Annotated in this window: 15 protein-coding genes; all 15 read right to left on the bottom strand. The window is 41.6% G+C overall.

What is annotated here, in order from left to right; translation table 11 throughout:
* Positions 1–11: 11 nt before the first annotated feature.
* The 15 genes from ACN6KS_RS21560 to ACN6KS_RS21630 all read right to left on the bottom strand — a co-directional run bounded on the left by ACN6KS_RS21560 (position 12) and on the right by ACN6KS_RS21630 (position 22,623).
* Positions 12–2,249, bottom strand: coding sequence for a stalk domain-containing protein (locus ACN6KS_RS21560; protein WP_094874052.1), 2,238 nt, complete (start codon positions 2,247–2,249; stop codon positions 12–14).
* A gap of 545 nt (positions 2,250–2,794) precedes the next feature.
* Complete coding sequence (locus tag ACN6KS_RS21565; RefSeq protein ID WP_440960450.1) at positions 2,795–3,097, bottom strand: hypothetical protein; 303 nt, start codon at positions 3,095–3,097, stop codon at positions 2,795–2,797.
* 68 nt (positions 3,098–3,165) lie between these two features.
* Positions 3,166–3,951, bottom strand: coding sequence for a response regulator transcription factor (locus ACN6KS_RS21570; RefSeq protein WP_094873711.1), 786 nt, complete (start codon positions 3,949–3,951; stop codon positions 3,166–3,168).
* Complete coding sequence (locus ACN6KS_RS21575; protein WP_341135401.1) at positions 3,926–5,782, bottom strand: cache domain-containing sensor histidine kinase; 1,857 nt, start codon at positions 5,780–5,782, stop codon at positions 3,926–3,928. The genes ACN6KS_RS21570 and ACN6KS_RS21575 overlap by 26 nt, the downstream gene beginning before the upstream one ends.
* A gap of 28 nt (positions 5,783–5,810) precedes the next feature.
* Positions 5,811–6,641, bottom strand: a complete 831-nt coding sequence (locus tag ACN6KS_RS21580; RefSeq protein ID WP_094873715.1) for a carbohydrate ABC transporter permease — start codon at positions 6,639–6,641, stop codon at positions 5,811–5,813.
* Positions 6,641–7,525, bottom strand: a complete 885-nt coding sequence (locus ACN6KS_RS21585) for a carbohydrate ABC transporter permease (RefSeq protein ID WP_094873717.1) — start codon at positions 7,523–7,525, stop codon at positions 6,641–6,643. The genes ACN6KS_RS21580 and ACN6KS_RS21585 overlap by 1 nt, the downstream gene beginning before the upstream one ends.
* A gap of 127 nt (positions 7,526–7,652) precedes the next feature.
* Positions 7,653–9,062, bottom strand: coding sequence for an extracellular solute-binding protein (locus ACN6KS_RS21590; RefSeq protein ID WP_094873719.1), 1,410 nt, complete (start codon positions 9,060–9,062; stop codon positions 7,653–7,655).
* Between the two features lie 421 nt (positions 9,063–9,483).
* Complete coding sequence (pflA, locus tag ACN6KS_RS21595; RefSeq protein WP_042190523.1) at positions 9,484–10,221, bottom strand: pyruvate formate-lyase-activating protein; 738 nt, start codon at positions 10,219–10,221, stop codon at positions 9,484–9,486.
* 215 nt (positions 10,222–10,436) lie between these two features.
* The gene (gene pflB, locus ACN6KS_RS21600) at positions 10,437–12,698 is read right to left on the bottom strand and encodes a formate C-acetyltransferase (RefSeq protein WP_094873721.1); all 2,262 of its coding nucleotides are present in this window, start codon (positions 12,696–12,698) and stop codon (positions 10,437–10,439) included.
* Between the two features lie 252 nt (positions 12,699–12,950).
* Complete coding sequence (adhE, locus tag ACN6KS_RS21605; protein WP_042129885.1) at positions 12,951–15,572, bottom strand: bifunctional acetaldehyde-CoA/alcohol dehydrogenase; 2,622 nt, start codon at positions 15,570–15,572, stop codon at positions 12,951–12,953.
* Between the two features lie 401 nt (positions 15,573–15,973).
* Positions 15,974–17,437: an ABC transporter substrate-binding protein gene (locus ACN6KS_RS21610; RefSeq protein WP_094873725.1), complete on the bottom strand. Its 1,464-nt coding sequence runs from the start codon at positions 17,435–17,437 to the stop codon at positions 15,974–15,976.
* 132 nt (positions 17,438–17,569) lie between these two features.
* The gene (locus tag ACN6KS_RS21615; RefSeq protein WP_094873727.1) at positions 17,570–18,442 is read right to left on the bottom strand and encodes a carbohydrate ABC transporter permease; all 873 of its coding nucleotides are present in this window, start codon (positions 18,440–18,442) and stop codon (positions 17,570–17,572) included.
* Position 18,443: 1 nt separating this feature from the next.
* Entirely contained in the window at positions 18,444–19,364 is a 921-nt protein-coding gene (locus ACN6KS_RS21620) for a carbohydrate ABC transporter permease (RefSeq protein ID WP_094877975.1), read from the bottom strand.
* 117 nt (positions 19,365–19,481) lie between these two features.
* Positions 19,482–20,810, bottom strand: a complete 1,329-nt coding sequence (locus ACN6KS_RS21625) for a response regulator (protein ID WP_094873731.1) — start codon at positions 20,808–20,810, stop codon at positions 19,482–19,484.
* A gap of 19 nt (positions 20,811–20,829) precedes the next feature.
* Positions 20,830–22,623, bottom strand: a complete 1,794-nt coding sequence (locus ACN6KS_RS21630) for a cache domain-containing sensor histidine kinase (protein ID WP_373455904.1) — start codon at positions 22,621–22,623, stop codon at positions 20,830–20,832.
* Positions 22,624–23,032: the final 409 nt, after the last annotated feature.

Raw genomic sequence — 23,032 nt, forward strand, 5'->3', positions numbered from 1 at the left:
CCCAAAAAGCTTTATTTCTTCGCTGGTAGCGGTGTAACCAGGAAATTCACCGGCAAGTTACTACCAGAAGCTGCTGTGAACAAAATCTCCACGGAGCCGCCATAATCACCAGTACGATAAATCACACTGTTCATGTCAGCACTAGAGAGACTTCCCGAAGTCGGCATTTGTACGATTTGACCATTAACCATGACAGGTCCCATGTAATTACCGCCGCGTGGATTAAATGTAATCAATGAATTAGGTGCAACACGATCGAATTTGATTTTGTACAACACGCCGAAGTTACCTGCATTAGACGCTTCAGTACCATTCATTGGGTCTACACCGGTCAAATTCAAATCACTCGAATTGTCACCGAGAAGAAGTCTTACAGGAGTTGTTCCTACTTCGTCAGTAACCGTGATGATGCGTGTAGAATCAGCATAAGTTCCCCGGTTATGCACCCCATCACGATCCAATATTGGAAGTGTAGGAAGTGTAGTTAGAGGATCTTTATTCGCATCGATCATCATGACATTATATTCAATAGGATAATCACTAAATAAATCCGCTTGGAGGGATACAATCTCGCCTGGTTTCATTGCAATTTTGTTTAGATCCGTAAGAATCGATACACTTTCTCCTGGTTGAAGGACCGTTGTCTTATAATGTTCCCTCGTAATCATAGACTTCCAGTAACGTTCCACAGACATTTTACCAGTGCCTTCCGGAAATGAACTTGGACCGCCAAAGCCTACATACTCAGTTGTAATTGTCGTAGGGTACAGATTGTTATTCTTAGCAATCACATACACCTTCGTTTTAATATTCATATTATTCTTGTGGTGGACTAAGAAGCGAGTTCCGCCGAATGAAGTTTCTTTGTAAGTAATCCCTTCCGTATTCACAGTTTCCGGACTGTTACTACGGATAAGATTATAAGGCTCGGAAGAAAGATTATAGGCTACCTTCTGCCAAGTTGGAACCATCGATCCATCAATGTTAAACACGCTGCCTGGAGCACCGAATAATCTATAGAAATCTTCTTTACTGTACAAGACTTCATCTGAAATATTAATGGTCTTCTCAAAAGTGCTGATTGCGCCATGTGAATCTTTGACTTGAATAGCCACTGTTGCTGGACCTGGTGTAAAGAAAGCTTCTGCTTTGTTCGTCCAAGTCACTTCAATCGGATCACCGTCTGGGTCGCTGCTTAGATCCGAATAAGTGATCATTTCACCCATCTTGTAAGAATCTTTGTCTGTCGTAAAATTAGCGACTGGTGGTGTATTTGGTTTCAGTACATTGATGGTAACAGAGTAAGGATCACTCCACTGTCCACTTGCATCCATAACAGAATAGGATACTACATAAACTCCTGGTTGATCATAAACATCCTGCTTACCTTCCCAACGTTCATCTACTATAGCGGTACCATTCGGAGAAGAGCTGGAAGTCACAAAATTCACAGGATCACCAGCATAAATTTCAGTTGGCCCTGTAAAAGAAGCTTTTGGTTTTGTGTTCAGCGTGAGAATCACTCGTTTTTGCACATTATCAACCGTATAAGGAATGCCTAATGCCCCGGTGATGGACGTCAAAGGAATCATGAATGTACCATTGGTTTGGTAAGCTGGACCTTTCATCGTCACATTTTTACCATTAACGGAATAGATCTTACTGTCCGTCTTAAAGCGCATTACATCGGTTCCTTTGGTAACAATGGTCTCTTTCGTTTTATAATCGTAAATGTATTTCACACCTACGCGTTCCACCATAGCTCGGATCGAAACGTATGAGACACCATTCTTCACGGCCATTGGCTGATTAGCTAAATACTCAACGCCGTTTTGATACATTTTGTTGCTGTTCATCATAAGAACAAGCTGATTACTAGCTGCAGCACGAACACCATCCGTTGGAATAGGCTGTGTAGTGGTTACAGGTGTTGCAGTAGGAATTGGTGTAGCCGTTGGTTCGGTTGTTGATGTAGGTTCAGTTGTTGTCGCAGGTTCAGTCGTCGGTTCAGTTGTTGCCGCAGGAATTGGAGTTGGTGTAGGTGATAATACTCCCCCTGGCCCCTCAGTTTGCAATGGTGGCAATGGGTCTGTAGCTTCTGGCATTACATCCGTCACAGAGGAAACAATTGTTCCTACTGTATTCGTATTACCTGAAGTATTATTGACAGCTTCAGCAAAAGCCGGCACTGCCGAGGCGGCCTGCGATACGGCCAAAACAGCAACTAACGTTAATTTCTTTAAATCCATGATATAACTCCTCTGCTCCTATTTGTAAATATAAGTAGGTCTCTGTCTTTTTCATACGCCTCTTATATTCCCCGCAAAAACGCAACCGCTCTCATCAGAGCGGAAGAATTGCTTTTTGCCACGTTCGTTATAACAAAACATAGTATTAGACGCATCCGGCCGCAAAAAGTTTCATTTTAAAGTAAAGAAAGATTAACTCAGTATTAAAACAAGCAAAAATAACCTTTCATCCGCTACCCGAAAAATATGAGATTCCACAGTTTTATTATCACAAGTATCCCCGGCTAATACTGCGACTATAAATACCATTCATTTGGATCTACTCCAAAGAACGAAAGCATTGTGCTTGTAATGGTCCAAGCTGCCTCCATTGAGAACAAAAAGCTCGCTATCCCAACCCAGGCACTGCCTAGAATCCCTTTCTGGTAATTGATATAGCAGTATAGGGATCATATTCCATTTATATAAAAAAAAGACATGATTATCCTTAATAACTAAGAATAATCATCTCTATGTTTTAAATCATTTAATCTTATGTACCTTTATCACAGTCGCAGGCTGGTCGAATAGGCCCCTCGCCCTTCTATCACAGCCACAGGCTGGTCGATAGTCTTTCGCCCTTCTATCGCAGCCGCAGGCTGGTCGATAGTCTTCACTTTCCCCAAGGAGTCCCCACGTCTGTAGGAGTGGGACGACCCCATATCCACAACGAAGTGTGGTGAGGGAGAAGGAACGGAGAGGAAGTTTGGAACTGTAGGAGCGGAGCGTTCGCCTTTATCCTCGGATTTCAACCGCAAAGAGCGGTTTCTAATCAAGAAATCTGAGGATAACAGCGACCGGAAGTCCAAACATTCCTCGCAGTGACGCTGACTCTCACCATACTGGCCAGCCTAAACCTCACCACACGCCGCCGGACTCATAATACTTCACTCCGGCACCGATCGCGATACTCCTTAGGAGACATCCCCGTCTGCTTCTGAAATACCTTCGTGAAATAACGTCGTTCCTGATAACCGACTCCGGAACCAATCACCGTAATGCTTTTATCGCTGTTAGTAAGCATAAACTTAGCTGCTTCAATTCGTTGTTGTGTTACGTATTCCACGAAAGTCATTGCAAAACGGTTCTTAAACAAGAGGCAGAAGTAACTGCCGCTAATGCCGATCTTATTCGCCACTTCCTCAATCCCGATATCTGAATGAAGATGTTCAGTGATGTATTGAGCAGCCAAGTTCATTAGCTGATCCGGCGTTTTTTTACCATTGTCAACTTCAGGAATCTCCTGAAATAGAGGGATACTATTGTACAGTTTATTCTTAAACTGTTTACTACGGATATTAGCTCCGATCTCACGCACCTTATTGCCAAGCTCCTCATAATGTATCGGCTTACAAATGTATTCTCTTACCCCGAGCCGGATCGCTTCCCGTGCATAGTCAAATTCCTGATACCCGGTAAGAAGTAGTACCTCACTATCCAATCCCAATTCCCGCAGCTTTCCTACAAAAGTTAATCCGTCCATCACTGGCATACGAATGTCACTCAACACAAGATCGGGTTGCTCCTCTTCAGCAATGCGCAAGGCGTCCATACCGCTTCGCGCCATACCGACGACCTCCATCCCCATCTCCTGCCATGGCAACACTCTTTTCAGATTATTCAGAATTGGGGCTTCGTCATCTACCAATAATACTTTTAGCATAATGATCTTCCCCCTGCTCGTATTTAGGTATGACACATTGAATAATAGTACCATATCCTGGACTGGAACAAATAAATATTCCATATCTGTCACCGTATTCAATGCGGATGCGATCCGCTACACTGCGTATGCCAAGACCTCTGCGTTCAAGATTCATCCGGTTTTCCCGTTCAACTTCAACCTCTTGCTCCACAGGATCATTCACAATATATTGGAAAATAGACAACTGAGATGGTGTAATTCCAATACCGTTATCTTCAATTCGTAAAATTAAGTCCCCTTGCTTCTCCCAAACTTTCACAGAAACTTGACCTTTGTAATCAATACCCTCAAATCCATGCTGAATGCTATTCTCTACAAGCGGTTGCAAAGTAAGCTTTAAAATACCGCAACTCATCAATTCTTGTGGGATATCAATATCGTATTCAAATAAATCCTCAAATCTAAATTTTTGAATATCCAAATAATTGCGCAGATGTTTAATCTCTTCATCCAGTGTAATTTCTTCTCGATCCTGAATGCTAATACGTAAAATACTTGCCAGTCGGTAGACCATCTCACTGACTTTCTTGCCTTCATTCTGTATAGCCAGAACATTAATCGACTCTAACGTATTGAATAAAAAATGCGGTTTAATCTGAGCCTGCAGAACACGCATCTCGGCTTGATTCTTGCGACGCTGTTCCAAATGGATTCTGTTAAACAACCGGTTAATTTTATCCATAAGATCATTAAAGCCCTTACCAAGAAGCGTTAACTCATCGTTCCCCTTCACTTCTACCCGCGAAGTTAGATCTCCATCCTCAACACGTCGCATAAAACGAACAATTACGGCTATTGCACCAGTAATGCGATTCATAAAGAATAGATTGAAGATCACCGCTGCCAAAAAGCAAAGGAAGATTACCCCCACAAACCAGCGTGCAAATACTGTAACTTCTCGAGATAAAGAGTCCCATGAGGTTACAGACACTAGACTCCAAGGATAATCCTTCAAATGATACATGGAGAGAATACTCTTCTCCCCGTTATACTCTGTTTTAAAACTCTGAAACCCTTTTTTGAAGGTAATCTCTTTATTCGCGAATGACTGAATATCTTGCCCATCCAGCTTTTGATCTGGGTCAAATAGAATCATTCCATCATCATTTACTAGCATAAACGAAACATCCTGATTGCTATCCCCAATTTTTAAATTGCGAAATATCGATTCGAGCTCCCAATTTTTGATCTGTACAACAAGGATACCTATGTTCTGAAAGAAGCTCAGTTCCTTCACGAGTCGAATTTGTGTAAACACAGGTTCAGTTCCTGTAAGTTCAGGATACTCATGAGGAGCCAGCCATTTCGGCACGCCATTCAAATCCATTACTTCCTGGTACAAATCACTTTTTTTGAAAGTATCATAGGGTAGCGTTCGGAAATTTTCCTTATTAAAAAGCGACACGATTTCAGAGTTACCTCTACCGTTAAAATTGTACAAAAAAGCATAGCTAATCGATGGATGGTTAAACAACAGACTACGGAAATTGCGCTGGCTTGCATTCAAACTGAGTTGCTCAGCATCCGTCAAATCCTGATTAGAAGGATCTTCGGCGCTAAGTGCCATATGAAAAACCGAGGTAGCAATTCCGTTGTCTGTAACGTTATCCATATCTTTTAACACATTTGAAATACTATAACTAATAGCTTTAAGTGAGTATTCCGACTGCTGGCTGTACTTCTTCTCAATAGAGTTATAAGTCACAAAGAACATAAGCATGCCTAGAATAAATAAGGGAATGATTATCAGGCCCAAAAATGCCGTAAATAATTTATAGCGCAAATTCATCGGCTAGTGCTCCTGACTGAGAAAAAAGTTATCCTTTTACGCCGCCCGCTGTTACGCCTTCAATAATTTTTTCCTGTAGAATCGCATAAATAACAATTACTGGAAGCACACTGAAGACGATACCCGCTGACATTTGTGCATAGTTCATCTGATATTGATCGCGGAATTGAACCATACCCACTGGGAGCGTCCGCAGTTCGTCATTCGATAGGAAGTAGTTTGCCAGCAAGAATTCATTCCAATTGCCCAGGAAATTAACAATGAATACAGTAACCATGGCAGGTACGGTTAGAGGTACAATAATTTTAGCAAAGATACCCGGTGCCTTCAACCCATCCATGACCGCAGCCTCTTCAATTTCTCTAGGTAACGAACGCATAAATGCAGCCAATATTATAATCGTAAATGGAATTGCATTCGCGATATAAGGAATAATCAACGCCCAGTGTGTGTTCAGAATTCCCATTTTGCGTACAATCGTATAAATAGGAAGCATCAATGCGTTGTTTGGAATGAGCATTCCCACCATAACTAGCGTGAACAAAATCGTATTCCATTTGCCTTGGCGCATCCGTGTTACCGCAAAAGCAAACATAGAAGCTAGAATGATAGACACTACAGAAGCTAATATGGAAATGTACAAACTGTTAAAAAAGTAGGTGCTGATCTTGGCGTTTACCCAAGCTTCAACGTAGTTACCAAAAACGAACTCCTTTGGAATCCCAAAAGGGTTAAGCGCTATCGCATTGTTATCCTTTTTCACAGATGAGAATAACACGAACAGGAAAGGAAATAGAATAACTAGTAGATAAGACAATAGTGCGACATGGGGCAGACTCTTTTTCAGGGCGCGTGGCATCAGTATTCAATCCTTTCTGTGCGTCGGGCTATCAGCAGCTGATAAACGGCTGTAACCACCAATGTAAATACAAAGATCAGGACTGCGATGGTGTTACCGTACCCGTATTTAAAGTTCGTAATTGCATATTTAATCATGTAGGTTGCCATTACATCGGTTGAACCTGCAGGTCCACCCTTAGTCATTACAATGACGATATCCGCCGCTTTCATTGCCCCTGCAATGGATAACATGATTACAACAGAAATGATCGGAACGATTAGCGGAAGTGTGATGCGTGTAGCACGTTGGAATCCAGTTGCGCCATCAATGGCAGCTGCTTCATCCAATTCACCTGGTATCGACAGAATAGCTGCCAGTACCATTACGATATAGAATCCAGTCCACTGCCAAGCATTCGTGATCAGGATCGATAACATTGCGAATTTTTCATCCGACAGCCAGTAAATTGGATTAATCCCCACTAAACCTAGAACCTTATTTAAAAGTCCAATGTTGGGCTCATAAATGAAGCCCCATAGAATACCGATAACTGCTGTAGACATAATGGAAGGCATGAAGACCGCTGTCTTATATAAGCCTTTCAGTTTCTTTACATTCGATATCAATAACGAGAAGAATATGATTAACGGTACCTGTACAAAACAAGAGAAAAGAATGAAGAAACCGTTATTTTTGACAGATATCCAGAATCGTTCGTCTCCTAATGCCTTCTCAAAATTACTGATACCGGCAGACTTGACTGTGTCAGATACCCCGTTCCAGCTAGTAAAGCTGTAATAGATTGAACTAAAGATGGGATAGATGAAAAACATCGTGAACAAGATCAGTGCTGGAAGAATAAAAAGGAAAAATACCAATGGATTTCTTAGTGCTTTATTCATGACTACCTCCGGTTGCTTTGACATCTGGCGAACAATGAATGTTTTAGATCTTTGCAAACACATAAATTCTTTGAGTTTAAAAATGTACCCTGGTTCTGGCACCAGGGTACATTCAATTTGCAGCTACTTATTCAACTGCTGCGTTTGCTTCTTCTTGTACCTTCTGTAATGCTTCGCCCATTTTCTCAGGAGTTGTCTGACCACCAATTAGCTTTTGAATTTGAATGTTACTGATTTCTGTAGTTACATCAGCTTGAACAAGTGAGTCAAATGCTGGGAACGAAGATTGTGAGTTATTAAGTACACCAACGATTTCGCTCATCAGATCATCCGTAATATTTTCGTTCAGAACGTTTTGGTCAATTTTCATTGCTGGCAATACGCCATCTTCAACCAGTCCACGTAATTGCATTTCTTCATTAAATAGGTTTTTGATAAATGACTTCACAGCAGCCAATTGACGTGGATCTTTCTCAGCAGAAGCAGAGAAACCGTAGCCATTGTTTACATCGCGCATCAATGCAGTTTGGTCGCCTACGCCACCATCAACTGGAGGAATATTGAAGAATCCAACTTTACCGATCAAACCTTCGCCAGATTGTCCTTCTTTAAATACGGAAGATTTCCAAGTACCATCATACAAGAGGATTGCTTCACTACTAGTGAATTGCGTTGTATATTCAGCATACTCGAAACCAAGTTCGCCTTTTTTGAAGTATCCTTTGTCAACCCATTCTTTGTACTTCGCAAAACCTTTTACAACGTTTGGATCAGTCCATTTAGCTTCACCTGTTGCAAACTTAGCGGTTACATCTGGACCCGCATAACGTGACCACAAGTGGTTAGCTAGCATAAGTGGTACCCAACCAGCCTTAGATGCACCAGCCAAAGGTACTTTTCCGTCAGCTTTGATGTCAGCCAATTGTTGTTCCAATTCAGCAAATGTTGTTGGAGCTTTCCAGCCCTTGCTATTGTAGTACTCTTTGTTGTAGAAGAAACCTTCACCAGATCCACCGATAGGCAATCCGTAAATTTTTCCTTCATAAGTGAAAGGATCAAGATTTGAGAATTTATCCTTAATTCCAAGTTCCTCTAGGATTGGAGTCAGATCGAGTAATTTACCTTCTTTAGCATAGATCTTAGAGTCAGGGCTTCCGAAAAGATCGAAGATCTCTGGTGGATTACCTGCAGCCATTTCACCACGTAATTTTTCTTTACGGTTTACATCTGAATCTACTCCATCAAGCTTAAAGGTCAGACCCGGTACATCGCCTTCTACCTTTTTCACTACTTCTTGCAGAATTGCTAAACGCTTCTGTTTGTCGGCACCGATTTGAGTGTGACGAATCGTCATTTCGAACGGTTCGCTACTTACAGGTTCTTCTGTTGCTGGAGCATTTGTAGCATCCGCTGAATTCGTCGCGGTAGCGTTTCCATCTCCTTTGTTAGAAGATGCATTGTTGTTGCTTCCGCAACCTGCCAGTAAAGCTGATGATACAAAAATCAGGGACAATAGCAAAGTCATACCTTTTTTCATTTCTTGTGACCCCCCATATAATGTTGTGCTTTACACTTCTTATTATAGAAAACAGATTCCATTCTCGTAAGGTTAAGATTCATCCACTATAGGGATAAAAATCTCTAATGAAAGCGGAATCAACTACACAACGTGTAATATAACATAACTTTATTTTAGTAAAAATTACGATTATCTGCTAAATAGCGTGGATTAGTCATACATATACTTAGAAAATAATAATAAAAACTCAATTCAATGACATAAAATCTATCATAATTTATTTCCAACTCCTTAATTAATAGCTGGAAATATATCATTTTTTTAAAGGTAAAACACAAAATTACCCCTTTTAATGACATCAGACGTCCCTCATAACAAAAAAACCGTTCCTTCAGCAGTAAATCACTAAAGGAACGGCTCCACTTAATGTAGAGATAAATTATACCAACGCTGTCTGCTTGCGACCTTCTTCGACTAAGCGGTACGCCCGCTGAACTTCTTCATCTGTAGGGGATGGCACTCCATCCAATTCATAAGCCTTGCCGAGCATTTCCCATTTATAGATACCCATTTGATGATAAGGTAAGATTTCAAATTTCTCAACGCCATTTAAGGTTCCAATATATCGACCCAGATTGATAAGGTCCTCTTCACGGTCATGAATGCCTGGAACATATACATGTCTAATCCACATCTTACGGTTATGATCTGACAGCCAGCGCGCAAGCTTCAAGGTCCGATCATTAGATTTACCAGTTAACTTAATGTGTGCTTCTTCATCAATATGCTTCAAATCAAGCATCACCAAGTCCGTAACATCCAATAAGTCATTAATCTTGTCACCTTCGTTATAACCATTACTATCTAATGTAGTGTGCAGATTCCAACGCTTTTTAACTTCCGTAAATAACTGCTTTACAAATTGTGCCTGCAAAGTTGGTTCTCCGCCGGATACAGTTAACCCACCACCGGATGAACGATAGTAGTTTAAATATGGCTCGATCTCCGAAAGTACTTCTTCTAGAGTCATTTCCTTACCTTCATCTAAAGCCCAAGTATCAGGGTTATGGCAATACTGGCATTTCAGCAAGCACCCTTGCATAAATAAGACAAATCGAATACCAGGCCCATCAACGGTTCCAAAGGTTTCCAAGGAGTGTATGCGACCTTTAATCATAGGATGTCATCCTTTCTCCACGACTGACTAACAGTCCATCTTTCACGAAGAAGAACCCCTGCCCATAAGACTGTGTTCTCCTTAAACGCGACCGTAAAATTTAAAATTTTAATGATTCTTAAACAAGATATTACCGCCCTTGAAACAAGAGCGGTAATTCCTTGCAATTATTTTAGTGCATATCTCAATGAAAGATCTTTATAAATATAAACAACTTACATTGAACCATGGAAAGTACGGTTAATTACGTCCATTTGTTGTTCGCGAGTCAGCTTGATGAAGTTAACTGCATAACCGGATACACGGATAGTCAATTGTGGATAATTCTCTGGGTGATCCATAGCGTCCATCAGCTGTTCACGGTTAAATACGTTAACGTTCAAATGCTGCGCGTTGTTATGGAAGTATCCGTCCATCATGTGTACCAAGTTAGACTTGCAGGATTCATCGTCTTTACCTAGTGCCTTAGGTACGATGGAGAACGTATTGGAGATACCATCTTGGGCATCGGAGTAAGGCAGTTTGGCTACAGAGTTCAGTGAAGCCAGTGCACCTTTCTTGTCGCGTCCGTGCATTGGGTTAGCACCTGGTGCGAATGGTTCGCCTTTTTTACGTCCGTCAGGTGTTGTACCTGTCTTCTTACCGTACACAACATTCGAAGTAATGGTCAATACCGATTGAGTCGGTACAGCATCACGATATGTTTTGTTTTTACGGATCATAGACATGAAGGTTTCAACCAATTCTACTGCGATGTTGTCTACAGCATCGTCATTGTTACCGTAGCAAGGGAATTCGCCTTCCGTTTCGAAGTCAATTGCAATACCTTCTTCGTTACGGATTGGTTTAACCTTCGCGTATTTAATAGCACTCAGCGAGTCAGCTGCAACGGACAGACCAGCGATACCGCAAGCCATCGTACGCAGAATGTCGCGATCATGCAGTGCCATTTCGATACGTTCGTAAGAATATTTGTCATGCATATAGTGAATGATGTTCAAAGTGTTAACATAAGTCTTAGCCAACCACTCCATCATCGGTTTGAAGCGTTTCATTACTTCGTCATAATCCAGATATTCAGAAGTGATCGCTGGGAATTCCGGCCCAACTTGTGCTCCGGATTTTTCGTCTTTACCACCATTAATAGCATACAGCAAAGCTTTTGCCAGGTTGGCACGAGCGCCGAAGAACTGCATTTGTTTACCGATACGCATTGGAGATACGCAGCAAGCAATAGCGTAATCTTCACCCCAGTACGGACGCATTAGATCGTCATTTTCATACTGAATTGCACTAGTTTCGATAGAAACCTTAGCACAATATTTTTTGAAGCCTTCAGGCAATTTTTCGGACCACAGAACAGTTAAGTTCGGTTCCGGAGCCGGACCCAAGTTGTACAGGGTGTTCAGGAAACGGAAGCTGTTCTTGGTAACACGAGTGGTTCCATTTTCAGCCATACCACCGATGGATTCAGTTACCCAAGTAGGGTCGCCGGAGAACAGATCGTTATAGTCAGGTGTACGCAAGAATTTCACGATACGCAGTTTCATTACAAAATGATCGACAATTTCTTGTACTTGTTCTTCAGTCAAAGTACCTTCTTCAATATCGCGTTCTGCATAGATATCTAGGAAGGAAGAAACACGTCCCAAGGACATTGCTGCACCATTTTGTTCTTTAACTGCTGCCAGGTATCCAAAGTATACCCATTGAGTAGCTTCTTTGAAATTCGTCGCTGGTTTGGAAATATCCATTCCATGCGCAGCTGCCATTTCTTTCAATTCGCCCAGTGCACGAATTTGCTCAGACAGCTCTTCACGCAAACGAATTACTTCTTCTGTCATGGAATCAACTTCAAGCTCAGCTAATTGTTGCTTTTTGTCTTTAATCAAGAAATCAATACCGTACAGAGCAATGCGGCGGTAGTCGCCGATAATGCGTCCGCGGCCGTAAGCATCAGGAAGACCTGTGATAACGCCGGATTTACGCACCGCTCTCATGTCTGGTGTATATGCATCAAATACGCCTTGGTTATGCGTTTTGCGAATGTTCGTAAACATGTCAACGATGTTTTGTGGAAGCTCGAAGCCATAAGCCTTCGTAGCATCGACCATCATCTTGATCCCGCCGAATGGCTGAATGGAACGTCTGAAAGGAGCGTCAGTCTGCACGCCTACAATTTGTTCCTTATCCTTGTCAATGTAGCCTGGAGCATGTGAAGTAATTGTGGAGACAGTATCTAGGGAAACATCCCATACGCCGCCTCTTTCTCTTTCTTCCTTGCTCAGTTGGGAAATAATCTTCCACAGTTCAGTTGTGTTACTAGTAGGACCTACGAGGAACTCTTCGTTACCTTCATAAGGCTTAATGTTACTAGCGATAAAGTTGTTAACGTCAACTTTCTTAGCCCATTTACCTTTTGTAAAACTTCTCCAACCGGATTTCACTTCATTTACTTCTTTTTCAATCACCGACATGCTAAATCCCTCCATCTATATTTATTATATTTGTAGAGATCGCGGGCTTGAAGGTTGATCCCGTGTCTCGTGATCCCCAAAAGATGTGGTTGTTCCAAATTTCACAATCAACATTTCATATGTGGGACCGTTGTTTATATAAACATTCTAGTTTATTTTCTATAAAAACACTGTGACAAATATCACCTTTCGAGTGATATTTGTCACCTTTATCTAAGTCCACAACTATCCTATTCTCTATTTAACCATTTATTAATTATCAAATCTTCCGTAGAACGCATTACGGTATACATCAGCAAGCTCAGATACCAGTGGCAGCTTAGGATTGGCAGTTGTACATTGATCTTCAAACGCACGGTCAGCCAAGTAATCTACGCGGGATTCGAAGTCCTTAGGATCAAAGCCCAGTTGCTGGAACGATTCTTCGATGCCCAATTTTTTATTCATATCGCGAATAGCATTGATCAGGCTAGTTACACCTTCTTCAGTTGTGCGGGCTGGCAATCCCAGAATACGGGCAATTTCAGCATAACGCTCATCAGCTACGAAGTGCGAATATTTAGGGAACGAAGCGAACTTCGTAGGTTTTTTAGCATTGTAGCGGATAACGTGTGGCATAAGGATCGCGTTAGTCCGACCATGAGCAGTGTGGTACTGTCCGCCCCATTTATGCGCCAAACTGTGGTTAATACCCAAGAATGCATTGGCAAAGGCCATACCAGCAAGTGTGGATGCGTTATGCATTTTTTCACGTGCTACTCTGTCACCTTCCAGCGCCGATTTTTCAAGGTATTGGAATACCAGTTGGATGGCTTTAATAGCTAGACCATCAGTATAGTCACTCGCCATAACAGATACATAAGCTTCGATAGCATGTGTTAATACGTCCATACCTGTATCAGCAACTGCAGTTTTTGGCAAGCTGTATACGAACTCAGGATCAATGATAGCTACATCTGGAGTTAACTCGTAGTCAGCCAATGGATATTTAGTGTGCTGTTCAGTTGTTTTATCGGTAATAACTGCGAAAGATGTTACTTCCGAACCTGTACCCGAAGTAGTTGGAATCGCTACAAACTTAGCTTTGTTACCAAGTTTAGGGAATTTGTATACCCGTTTACGGATATCCATGAATTTTTGTTTCAGACCATTAAAGTCTGCATCTGGATGTTCATAGAATAACCACATTCCTTTTGCAGCATCCATTGGGGAACCGCCGCCAAGTGCGATGATGCAGTCCGGTTGGAATCTGTTCATCATTGCAGTACCTTTTTCAACTGTAGTTGTCGATGGATCTGGTTCAACTTCAGAGAACACTTCGATAGCTACAGGAGTTTGCCGTTGACGCAGGTAATGTTCAACTCTTTCAACATATCCAAGCTTAACCATCATTGGGTCAGTGATAATTGCGACACGTGTGATATCAGGCATTTTGGTCAGGTACTGAGTAGCGCCTTTTTCGAAATAGATCTTGTCAGGTACTTTAAACCATTGCATATTCACGGTACGACGATTCACCCTTTTCACGTTGATCAAATTGATTGCTGTAACGTTTTGCGACACGGAGTTACGACCATAAGATCCGCAGCCCAGAGTCAATGAAGGGATATTAGTGTTATAGATATCGCCGATCGCACCATGTGTGGAAGGCGAGTTAACGAGAATACGTCCTGTTTGCAGACGGTTAGAGAACTTCATGATTACTTCTTCATTGTTGGAGTGGATAGCCGAGCTGTGGCCCATACCGCCAAATTCAACAATTTGAGCTGCGCGTTCGATACCTTGATCTGCATTCTTAACTTTGTAGCAAGCAAGAACCGGGCTTAATTTTTCAGCGGACAGTGGATATTTAGTGCCTACTCCTTCAAGTTCTGCTACCAGAATCTTTGTGCCGGCAGGGACTTGAATGCCACACATTTCAGCAATTTTCACTGCGGATTGACCTACGATTGCTGGGTTAACCGCACATTTATCTACGTTCATTGCTCCACTAGTCAGTTTGGCAGCTTCTTCTTTATTCACAAAGTAGCAGCCATTAGCAATCATTTTTTTCTTCACTTGATCGAAGATTGGTTCTTCGATAATAACAGCTTGCTCGGAAGCACAGATCATACCATTATCAAATGTCTTAGAAAGAATGATGTCCGTTACGGCTTGATCAATATCCGCGCTCTTTTCAATGAAAGCAGGTACGTTACCAGGGCCTACGCCAAGTGCTGGTTTACCACAGCTGTAAGCTGCTTTTACCATTGCAGAACCACCAGTTGCCAAGATAAGAGCAACGTCTGGGTTGTTCATCAATGCGTTTGTCTTGTCCATTGTTGGCATTTCAATCCATTGGATACAGTTCTCAGGAGCGCCAGCTTTCACGGCAGCATCATGAAGAATTTTGGCTGCGGCTGCACTACACTCTTGCGCAGAAGGGTGGAAACCGAATATAATAGGGTTCCGTGTCTTAATCGAAATCAACGCTTTAAACATCGTGGTGGATGTAGGGTTGGTTACCGGTGTGATACCCATAACAATTCCGACGGGTTCAGCAATTTTTTGGAAGCTATCATAAGCGTTGTCTTCAATAACGCCTACTGTTTTATCGTATTTAATTCCGTGCCAGATATATTCAGTTGAGAAGATGTTCTTCGTAATTTTGTCTTCGTATACGCCGCGTCCAGTTTCTTCTACGGCCAATTTTGCGAGGTACATATGTTTGTCGAGTCCAGCCAACGCCATTGCATGAACGATTGTGTCAACTTGCTCTTGGTCTAGCGCCATGAACGCCTCATGCGCTTTTTTTGCTTTATCCACTAAATTCTGAATATACTCTTCAGCGGTAACTTGTTTAACTTGGGCGGCGACTTCGTTCTTAACTGCCATCTCCCTCGTCCTCCTGTCAATTTTTAGTTGTTTTTCTCTACACATTTATCTTATCACATGATTTCTACCTTGTATAGTGAAATCTTTCACAAAGTATAAAGTTTTTTTGATTTGTTTTCAAAGCGCTTTCATTCGATCATATTATAGTCTTTTTACCATATTTTATGTTATAAAACCCTTTAAATCTTAGATTTATACTTTAATAAGCAAAATTTTAGCTCCTTTTTATTCCATATATCTAAAATCAGTACTCAAAAATGAATTCTCTTCATCACAGTCCCTTACGATTTTCCTTCACCGAAATAATTTCCAATTGATTATCACTATTTCTGAAGATTTATAAATTTATAAATCTTCAGAACAAAAAAACCGACCCCAAAGGGGCCGGTTTTTGCATTAGACTATTCCGCTTTAATCGTATCAAAGAATTTCTCTTGCACTGTTTTAGCTGCTGCTTCTAGCTGGCTCTTGGAATCCGTTCCTTTTTTGGAGAACAGCTCTTGAATAACATTGGACATAGTTGCGTAATAGTCCTGTGTGTTGTATTGAGCTTCAGGTTTACCATCCAAAAGTCCCATAATATCAGGGCTATATTGGTATACATTTGTGTACTTGTCATAAACCGCTTTGGTCTTCTTACCAAACTCAGAATCTGCTGAGTAATAATCTAAGAGTGGCGGGATAAAGTATTTGCCATCAGCTGTACGTTGTTGAAGAACTGCATCCAGGGCTTCCAAACCTTTATCAGAGAAGTAATCAAATGTGATATAACGGAATGCCATTTCTTGCTCATCTGGTGTTGCATTCGGATTAATAACGAGGTAATCACCACCAAGTACCCCGGTGTGCTTACCGCCTTTTTCCATAGCAGGCATTGGATATGTGAGCACATCCTCAGGTTTCAGTCCGCCTTGATTCAGTGCTTGCTCGATTACGCCATCGGATCCAGCCATTACCATAGCTGTACGACTTTGTTGGAATGCGCCTACAGCATCGCCCCAGCCAAGTGCCCAGTCCTGAGGAATCGCGTTAGCTTCCCATCTAAGTTTTTTGTAGAAATCCAGTGCTTTAACACCAGCGTCGGAATTAAATGTAGCTACAACCTTGCCGCCTTCAACCTTTTGAATTTCACCGCCAGCTTCGAACAGGAAGTTGGTCCAGTTCCAGCCTGCTTCGTTACCTTTACCCATTGGAGCAATACCGGAAATGCCTTTTTTGACATCAGCTACGCCTTTAGCCGTATTCAGCATATCATCCCAAGTCCAATCCATTGGTGGGACTGCAACGCCTTTTTCATCCAGCATTTTTTTGTTGATCATAGTAGTTGTTACATAACCTTTTTGAGTTACGCCGAAAACTTTACCATCAATGATGAATTGATTTTGCAGTACTGGGTTAATTTGATCCTTAAATTCATATTTGTTCCAAAGATCCGTAATGTCAGCAACCCAGCCCTTTTCCACCAGGAATTTAGCTTCTGTAGCGTAGGTGTTAAAGAAGGTTGGTGCTTCATTCGCAGCCATTTTAATTCCGATTTCACTTACATTGTACTGCCAGTCATCTTTAACAATTTCAACATTAGGATATTCAGCTTGGAAACGCTTAATCTTGTCATCTTCTTGCGCTCTCACTTCAGTCAAGTCAGGTGTTGGATAGTGGATCTTGATCGTCACTTTTCTTTGAGTAATGTCCTCCACTGGCGCATCCGTAGCAGTTGCTGTATTATCCGTTACCGCATTTGTTGGCGCAGTAGATGCTTCCCCGCCTTTGTTCCCCGCTGTGTTTCCGTTATTGTTGCCGCTGCAAGCAGATAGCAACGATCCGGCTACAAGTACGCTTAGTAGAACGCTAGAGTACTTACGCATTGAAACTCCCCTTTTCAATTCATAATTATCTTACCTATCGATCATAAATTAGAAACCGTTTACAAACGAGGTGCATTTATATTCCTTTCATGTGCATGTTTACGATCCATGGGTAAATTCGTCGATAATTGCTTATCCTTTCACGGCCGACAAAGCAACCCCACGCATAATGAATTTCTGGAAAATCAAGAAGACAAGGATTGGAGGCAAGGATACTATAAACAGGATTGCAAACTTAATATTAGTATTGAGTGCCTTCACATTAATAACGTATTTATAAATGGCTGTCGCAAGCGTATATTTCTCTTCACTGTGCATAACCAAAGATGGCCAGAACCAGTCGTTCCATGCAGTAGAAAAGATAAAGATTGCTAATGTAGCAAAAATCGGAACGGATAGTGGCACGGCAATGGAGAAAAAGCTTCTCGGCTCAGAGGCCCCATCAATTCGTGCTGCTTCAAAGATTTCTGGATGAATCCCGTCAAAAAAGTTCTTTAACAATAGAAAGTAGAAAGTGTTCGCTCCCGCTGGCAACCAAAAGGCCGCGTACTGATTTAGCAATCCAAGCTCCTTCAGATTGACAAAGTTCGGAATCATGTAACTGGTCGCCGGAATAAATAATGTCATCAGAAAGAAGAAATAAATCGCTCTTTTGTAAGGAACATTCATACGAGAAATACTAAAAGCTGACATTCCCAATACGACAAGCGTCACGACCATATTCCCTAAAAAGATATAAATGGTGTTTCTAAGGAACATGGGTAGATCAATGTAATTCATCGCGTCTTTAAGATTACTGAAGTGCCATTCCTGAGGGAAAAAATGCGGCGGGAATGAATTCACTTCTTGATTCGACTTCAACCCGTTGAATAACGTCATACAAATCGGGTACAGCATGCTAAAAACCATAACCAAAATGACTACGCACATCAAACCATAAACGATCTTATTACTTGTTTTTTTCAAATCGTGTTCTGAAAGAATTCCTCTATCTGCGCTCTTCATCTTAGTAGTCCTCCTTGTTAAGCTTGAACTGTAAAATGCCCAAACCACCCAGGACAATGAACATTAACATGCCAAGCGCAGTAGCTGTTCCATAATCGAGTCTTGTAAAAGCATATTTTACGATCAACAGCGCATAGGTAAGCGTAGTGTTATTCGGCCCACCATCAAGCAGTGCCATCTGTGACTGATACCCTTGTGAAGTACCAATAACTTGTAGTATTAGCATCAAAAAGATTAAATTACGGAGTGAAGGCAAGGTGATGTACTTTATACGTGCCCACACACCAGCTCCATCAATTTCAGCGGCTTCATACCAATCTCTTGGAATACTAAGTACAGCAGCCAAGTATATTAGCATCCCTGATCCGAACTGCTGCCATGTCTCCATAAACACAAGAGAAATCATCGACCATCTTGTATCTGTTAAAAAGGCAACCTGGTCCACACCCAACGTGCCTAGTAATGCATTAATTGGGCCGACCGGATCATAAAGCCATCTCCATAGTCCATAGAGAACCACACCAGGCATTACGAAAGGAAGGTAAGCCGCTACACGTACAAAGCCCCCAAACTTTCTCAGCTCTGAGATCATGATGGCAAAAGCAATCGGAACCCAGAATCCAATAATAAGACATAGGAACATATAATACCCAGTGTTCTTTAATGCGGTCAGGACATCTGGATCACTAAGTGCTCTACTGTAGTTCTCAAAGCCTACGAAGCTGTTTCCTTTAACAAAATCAACATGGTAGAAGCTGTACAGTAAGCCTTTAAAAATTGGAACCCATAAGAACATTATAAAAATAATAATGGCAGGTACGAGGAACATATATCCCCAAAAGTTTTTCTTCCAGCGGTTTTGCTTGTACGGTGTCCCCTTCAGCGTCGCCGGGTTTTCGGTTACTACTGCGGTTTGATTCATCAGGCTCCCTCATTCCATTGTTCTTTCAGCATTTTTCGCAAAATGCTTCCTACCTTAAATTGTAGGAAATGAGGGTTGTACTGAACATGTCTATATCTACCGAAGTCATGAGTGTTTTTACTTCTTCAATTCGCTTGGACTAATTCCATAATATTTCTTGAAAATTTTACTAAAATGTTCCGGCGATTCATAACCCACACGTTCCGCAATTTCGTATCTGCGAAGATCGGTATTCAAAATCATTTCCCGGCTTTCTTCCATCCGGAGCTTGATTACATATTCCCACAGGTTATAACCTGTATTTTTCTTAAACAGGTAGCTCAAATAATTGGGGCTAACATGATTCTTCTTAGCCACATCGTGAATAGTAAGTCCTTTTTGAGCATAGTTCTCGTCAATATATTCTTTTGCTTTTTGTACGATCAGATTGCTATGAGTATGTAGTTCTTCTACAGAAGGATCACTCGTGTAGCTGTTCCAGTTGAAATCCCCATAATAGAACACGTAATGGTCACTATGCTCATTATTCCAGAGAATTGCATTAGAGGCCTGACGGTTCAAAACGGCCATAAACGAAAGCCCCTTTAAAATCTGGCTAATGCCAATGACCACATTCAGATGTAAATATTTATGGATATTAAAATGAAGACTACGACCAAGTATATCTAGCCTGTTGATTTGACCGGCAGAAGAATCCTCATAGCTTTTTTCATCCCATTGGATAATGATCGTAATTTCTCCATCCGGCGCATAAAAGGCTATCGAGTTCCATTCCTGATCCATTAATTCTTTGGCAATGTTCAGCGCAGCATAACAAAGAAGCCGTCTGTCCCGCAAAGTATACTGCTTATTCTGGTTCACTCCAGTTAGTGGTACCTTAAGTTTTAAGACGGAAAAATACGGCCCTTGTAGCTTCAGGTTATCCAGCTTCTGCAGGTTATCTGCCTCAGCTAGTACAACCCCAGGGTCAATGAGCAATTCGTTCAAGAACTTACTATATTCCGGCAGCGGCTCTTCCAGTCGAAAGCTTTCGTTAATTCCAGACATAAAGACATCTAGTTCTGGTGAGGGCTTCCCCATCTTAAGGAGCACATTTCGGACCGAATCCAAAAATTGCTCACTATTTAAAGGTTTGATTAAATAGTCCTTTGCCCCGAGCCTAACGGCCATTTGAGCATATTGAAACGTTTCATGAGCAGAAATCACGATGGTCTGTACCCATGGTTTGGCCAGTTTTGCATGCTGCATCAGATCAATTCCACTCATCGCACCCATCTGAATATCTGTAACGAGCAGATCAATCTCCTCCATACGGATACAGTCTAGCGCTTCAAATCCGCTATTAGCTGTATAGATATTAGAAATATCCAGCCCGGATGAAGCTAATAAATTGCTCAATCCTTTACAAATCAATGGTTCGTCATCCACAACCAATATATTGAACATATCTGCACGCTCCCCTTCCTTAGTCCTGATTCTCCGATTTCGGAAGCTTAACCGTTACTAGCGTTCCGCCTTCTGTACGAGGGGTATAGCTGATGCCATAATCAGAGCCAAAATGTAAATGAATACGCTGGTTAATATTGCGGATACCATAACCGCTAGTAGGATTGGGGCTATCATCATTCAATACAGCTTCTATGGCTTCATAGTCAACAGACTTATAGCCGTTATCTTCAATAGAGATCCTAACGGTTTCATCCTCACATACTGCAGTGATGGTGATCTCACCATCCTCGCCCATATTTTTAACCCCATGAATAATAGCATTTTCTATCAATGGCTGCAGCGTGATTTTAGGAATTAGGTTGCTTTTCGTATCCGGGTGAATATTCATCACAACTTGAAATACATAATCATAACGGTGCTGCTGCAGCTTGATATAGGCTGTTGCATGCTCCAGCTCTTCTTCAAGGCTGATCAGCTCCCTTCCCCGACTAAGACTGATCTTCATTAGTTTGGACAATTCCTTGATCATCTCGGCGGATTCGACATTTCCTTCTAAAGAGCTTTTCCAATAAATGCTCTCTAGGGTGTTATAAAGCAAATGAGGGTTGATTTGTTGATATAGAAGTTGAAGCTGGGATTCTTTCTGTTTAAGCTCCATCTGATATTTGTATGTGATTAATCCATTCAGCCTTCGGGCCATATCATAGGTAGATGCAATCAGCACACTGACCTCATCGTTACTCCCCCTCCGTGGCGTCTCTGGAACTCGATTACCCGGCTCGTATTTTCGCACGAAAAAAGCCAGCTTTTGCAAAGGAGTCATTAATGAACGCCAGAAGTATGTAATCATAATTAGTCCAAATACCGCATAAGCCACGGTGATATATTGAATAACACTTTTCATTTCGTTCTGTTGCTGCAGTAGCGCCTTCACCGGAACTTTGTAGACCAGTTTTTGTCCAAGCGCATGGTTATTGTTAACCACATAGATAAAATCGGAGGTAATCACATCCACAGTACCTTCCAGATCCTCGGCAACAACCGTCTCCGGCAACGCAATCACTTCCCCAGTATTATTAGTAGTGGAGGCAAGAACACGGTTGTTTAAATCTGTTAAGTAAATTTCGCCGTCAGGTAAAGATATCGATTTGAGGGATTCTCCAATTTTAGAGTCCATTTTGGTGATGACCAAAACGCCAATAGTCTCCGCTTTTCTAGAAATGTTGTTTACAGCTCTCATGTAAGTAAGTGTCTTTAAATTCTCCGCTTGAGCACTTAGCCTCTCCGTGAACTTCAGCGAGCCGCGTCCTTTTTTCTGAACAACCTCCTCAAACCAGTAAGGCTCTTCGGCTTTAGAAAAGAAATAAACTCCTGCCTTCTTAACCTGTGGAAAATTGGGAGCAAAAAAGTAATAATCAGTCGGATCGTATATATAAAGAGAGTAGTAAATGCCGTCACCACGTTCAGCACCCTGAGAGTAACTGAGCAATAGCTTCTCTATCGTCTCATATCGTTTGACTCGCTCCAGTATGGTATCCGAGCCAGTCATATTAATTTGCTGAATTAGAGGATTTTGAATCACGGTGGTAGTGATTTTATTTACGGTGTCGATATCCCGGTTAATGATCGTAAAGTTCTGCTTGTTCAATTCCACATATGCATTCGTAACATGGCGCTTCAGTATTTGCTCTGCCTTCAAATTTCCATATATGTTCAAAAAGAAAATAGGAGAAATCATAATCAGGAATAGTAGGATGAGCTGCTGCTTCACGTTCAGCTTTCGAATCAATCTAATCAGCCTAGACAACACTATAGTCACACCTCCGGGTTAAATAACTATATCAAAGGGACAAACGCTTACATATGTTCATTTTAAAGTTTTTTATGGTCATTTGTATGTAGTTTTTTTCTGTTGTGCGTATTTGAAAGAGTGGGAATCATGGTGTCATTACGAGGAAACTTTGGACTTACGGCCGCTGTTGTCTCCAGATTTTCTGATTTATACCGCCACTGGTGGATAAAATCCGGAGACAAAGGCGGACGCTTTCGCTCCTCCAGTTCCAAAATTCCTCTCCATGACCTTCTTCCCTCTCAAAAAAACCGAAAACAGAAAAATTGAGGGCGCGCAGGGGACACTGCGTGGGGCTTTGGGACTCGATACTCCCTCTGAGCTTCTTGAGTCTTTTGAGTAAAGCTTTCTAAACTGCATCATCACGTTC

Source organism: Paenibacillus nitricinens (assembly GCF_052056485.1).
Classification (GTDB): Bacteria; Bacillota; Bacilli; order Paenibacillales; family Paenibacillaceae; genus Paenibacillus_AQ; species Paenibacillus_AQ nitricinens.

Excerpts from the sequence above, each read along its gene's own strand:
- ACN6KS_RS21560 (WP_094874052.1), bottom strand. The coding sequence starts at position 2,249 with ATGGATTTAAAGAAATTAACGTTAGTTGCTGTTTTGGCCGTATCGCAG.
- ACN6KS_RS21570 (WP_094873711.1), bottom strand. The coding sequence starts at position 3,951 with ATGCTAAAAGTATTATTGGTAGATGACGAAGCCCCAATTCTGAATAAT.
- ACN6KS_RS21575 (WP_341135401.1), bottom strand. The coding sequence starts at position 5,782 with ATGAATTTGCGCTATAAATTATTTACGGCATTTTTGGGCCTGATAATC.
- ACN6KS_RS21580 (WP_094873715.1), bottom strand. The coding sequence starts at position 6,641 with ATGCCACGCGCCCTGAAAAAGAGTCTGCCCCATGTCGCACTATTGTCT.
- ACN6KS_RS21585 (WP_094873717.1), bottom strand. The coding sequence starts at position 7,525 with ATGAATAAAGCACTAAGAAATCCATTGGTATTTTTCCTTTTTATTCTT.
- ACN6KS_RS21590 (WP_094873719.1), bottom strand. The coding sequence starts at position 9,062 with ATGAAAAAAGGTATGACTTTGCTATTGTCCCTGATTTTTGTATCATCA.
- pflA (WP_042190523.1), bottom strand. The coding sequence starts at position 10,221 with ATGATTAAAGGTCGCATACACTCCTTGGAAACCTTTGGAACCGTTGAT.
- pflB (WP_094873721.1), bottom strand. The coding sequence starts at position 12,698 with ATGTCGGTGATTGAAAAAGAAGTAAATGAAGTGAAATCCGGTTGGAGA.
- adhE (WP_042129885.1), bottom strand. The coding sequence starts at position 15,572 with ATGGCAGTTAAGAACGAAGTCGCCGCCCAAGTTAAACAAGTTACCGCT.
- ACN6KS_RS21610 (WP_094873725.1), bottom strand. The coding sequence starts at position 17,437 with ATGCGTAAGTACTCTAGCGTTCTACTAAGCGTACTTGTAGCCGGATCG.
- ACN6KS_RS21615 (WP_094873727.1), bottom strand. The coding sequence starts at position 18,442 with ATGAAGAGCGCAGATAGAGGAATTCTTTCAGAACACGATTTGAAAAAA.
- ACN6KS_RS21620 (WP_094877975.1), bottom strand. The coding sequence starts at position 19,364 with ATGAATCAAACCGCAGTAGTAACCGAAAACCCGGCGACGCTGAAGGGG.
- ACN6KS_RS21625 (WP_094873731.1), bottom strand. The coding sequence starts at position 20,810 with ATGTTCAATATATTGGTTGTGGATGACGAACCATTGATTTGTAAAGGA.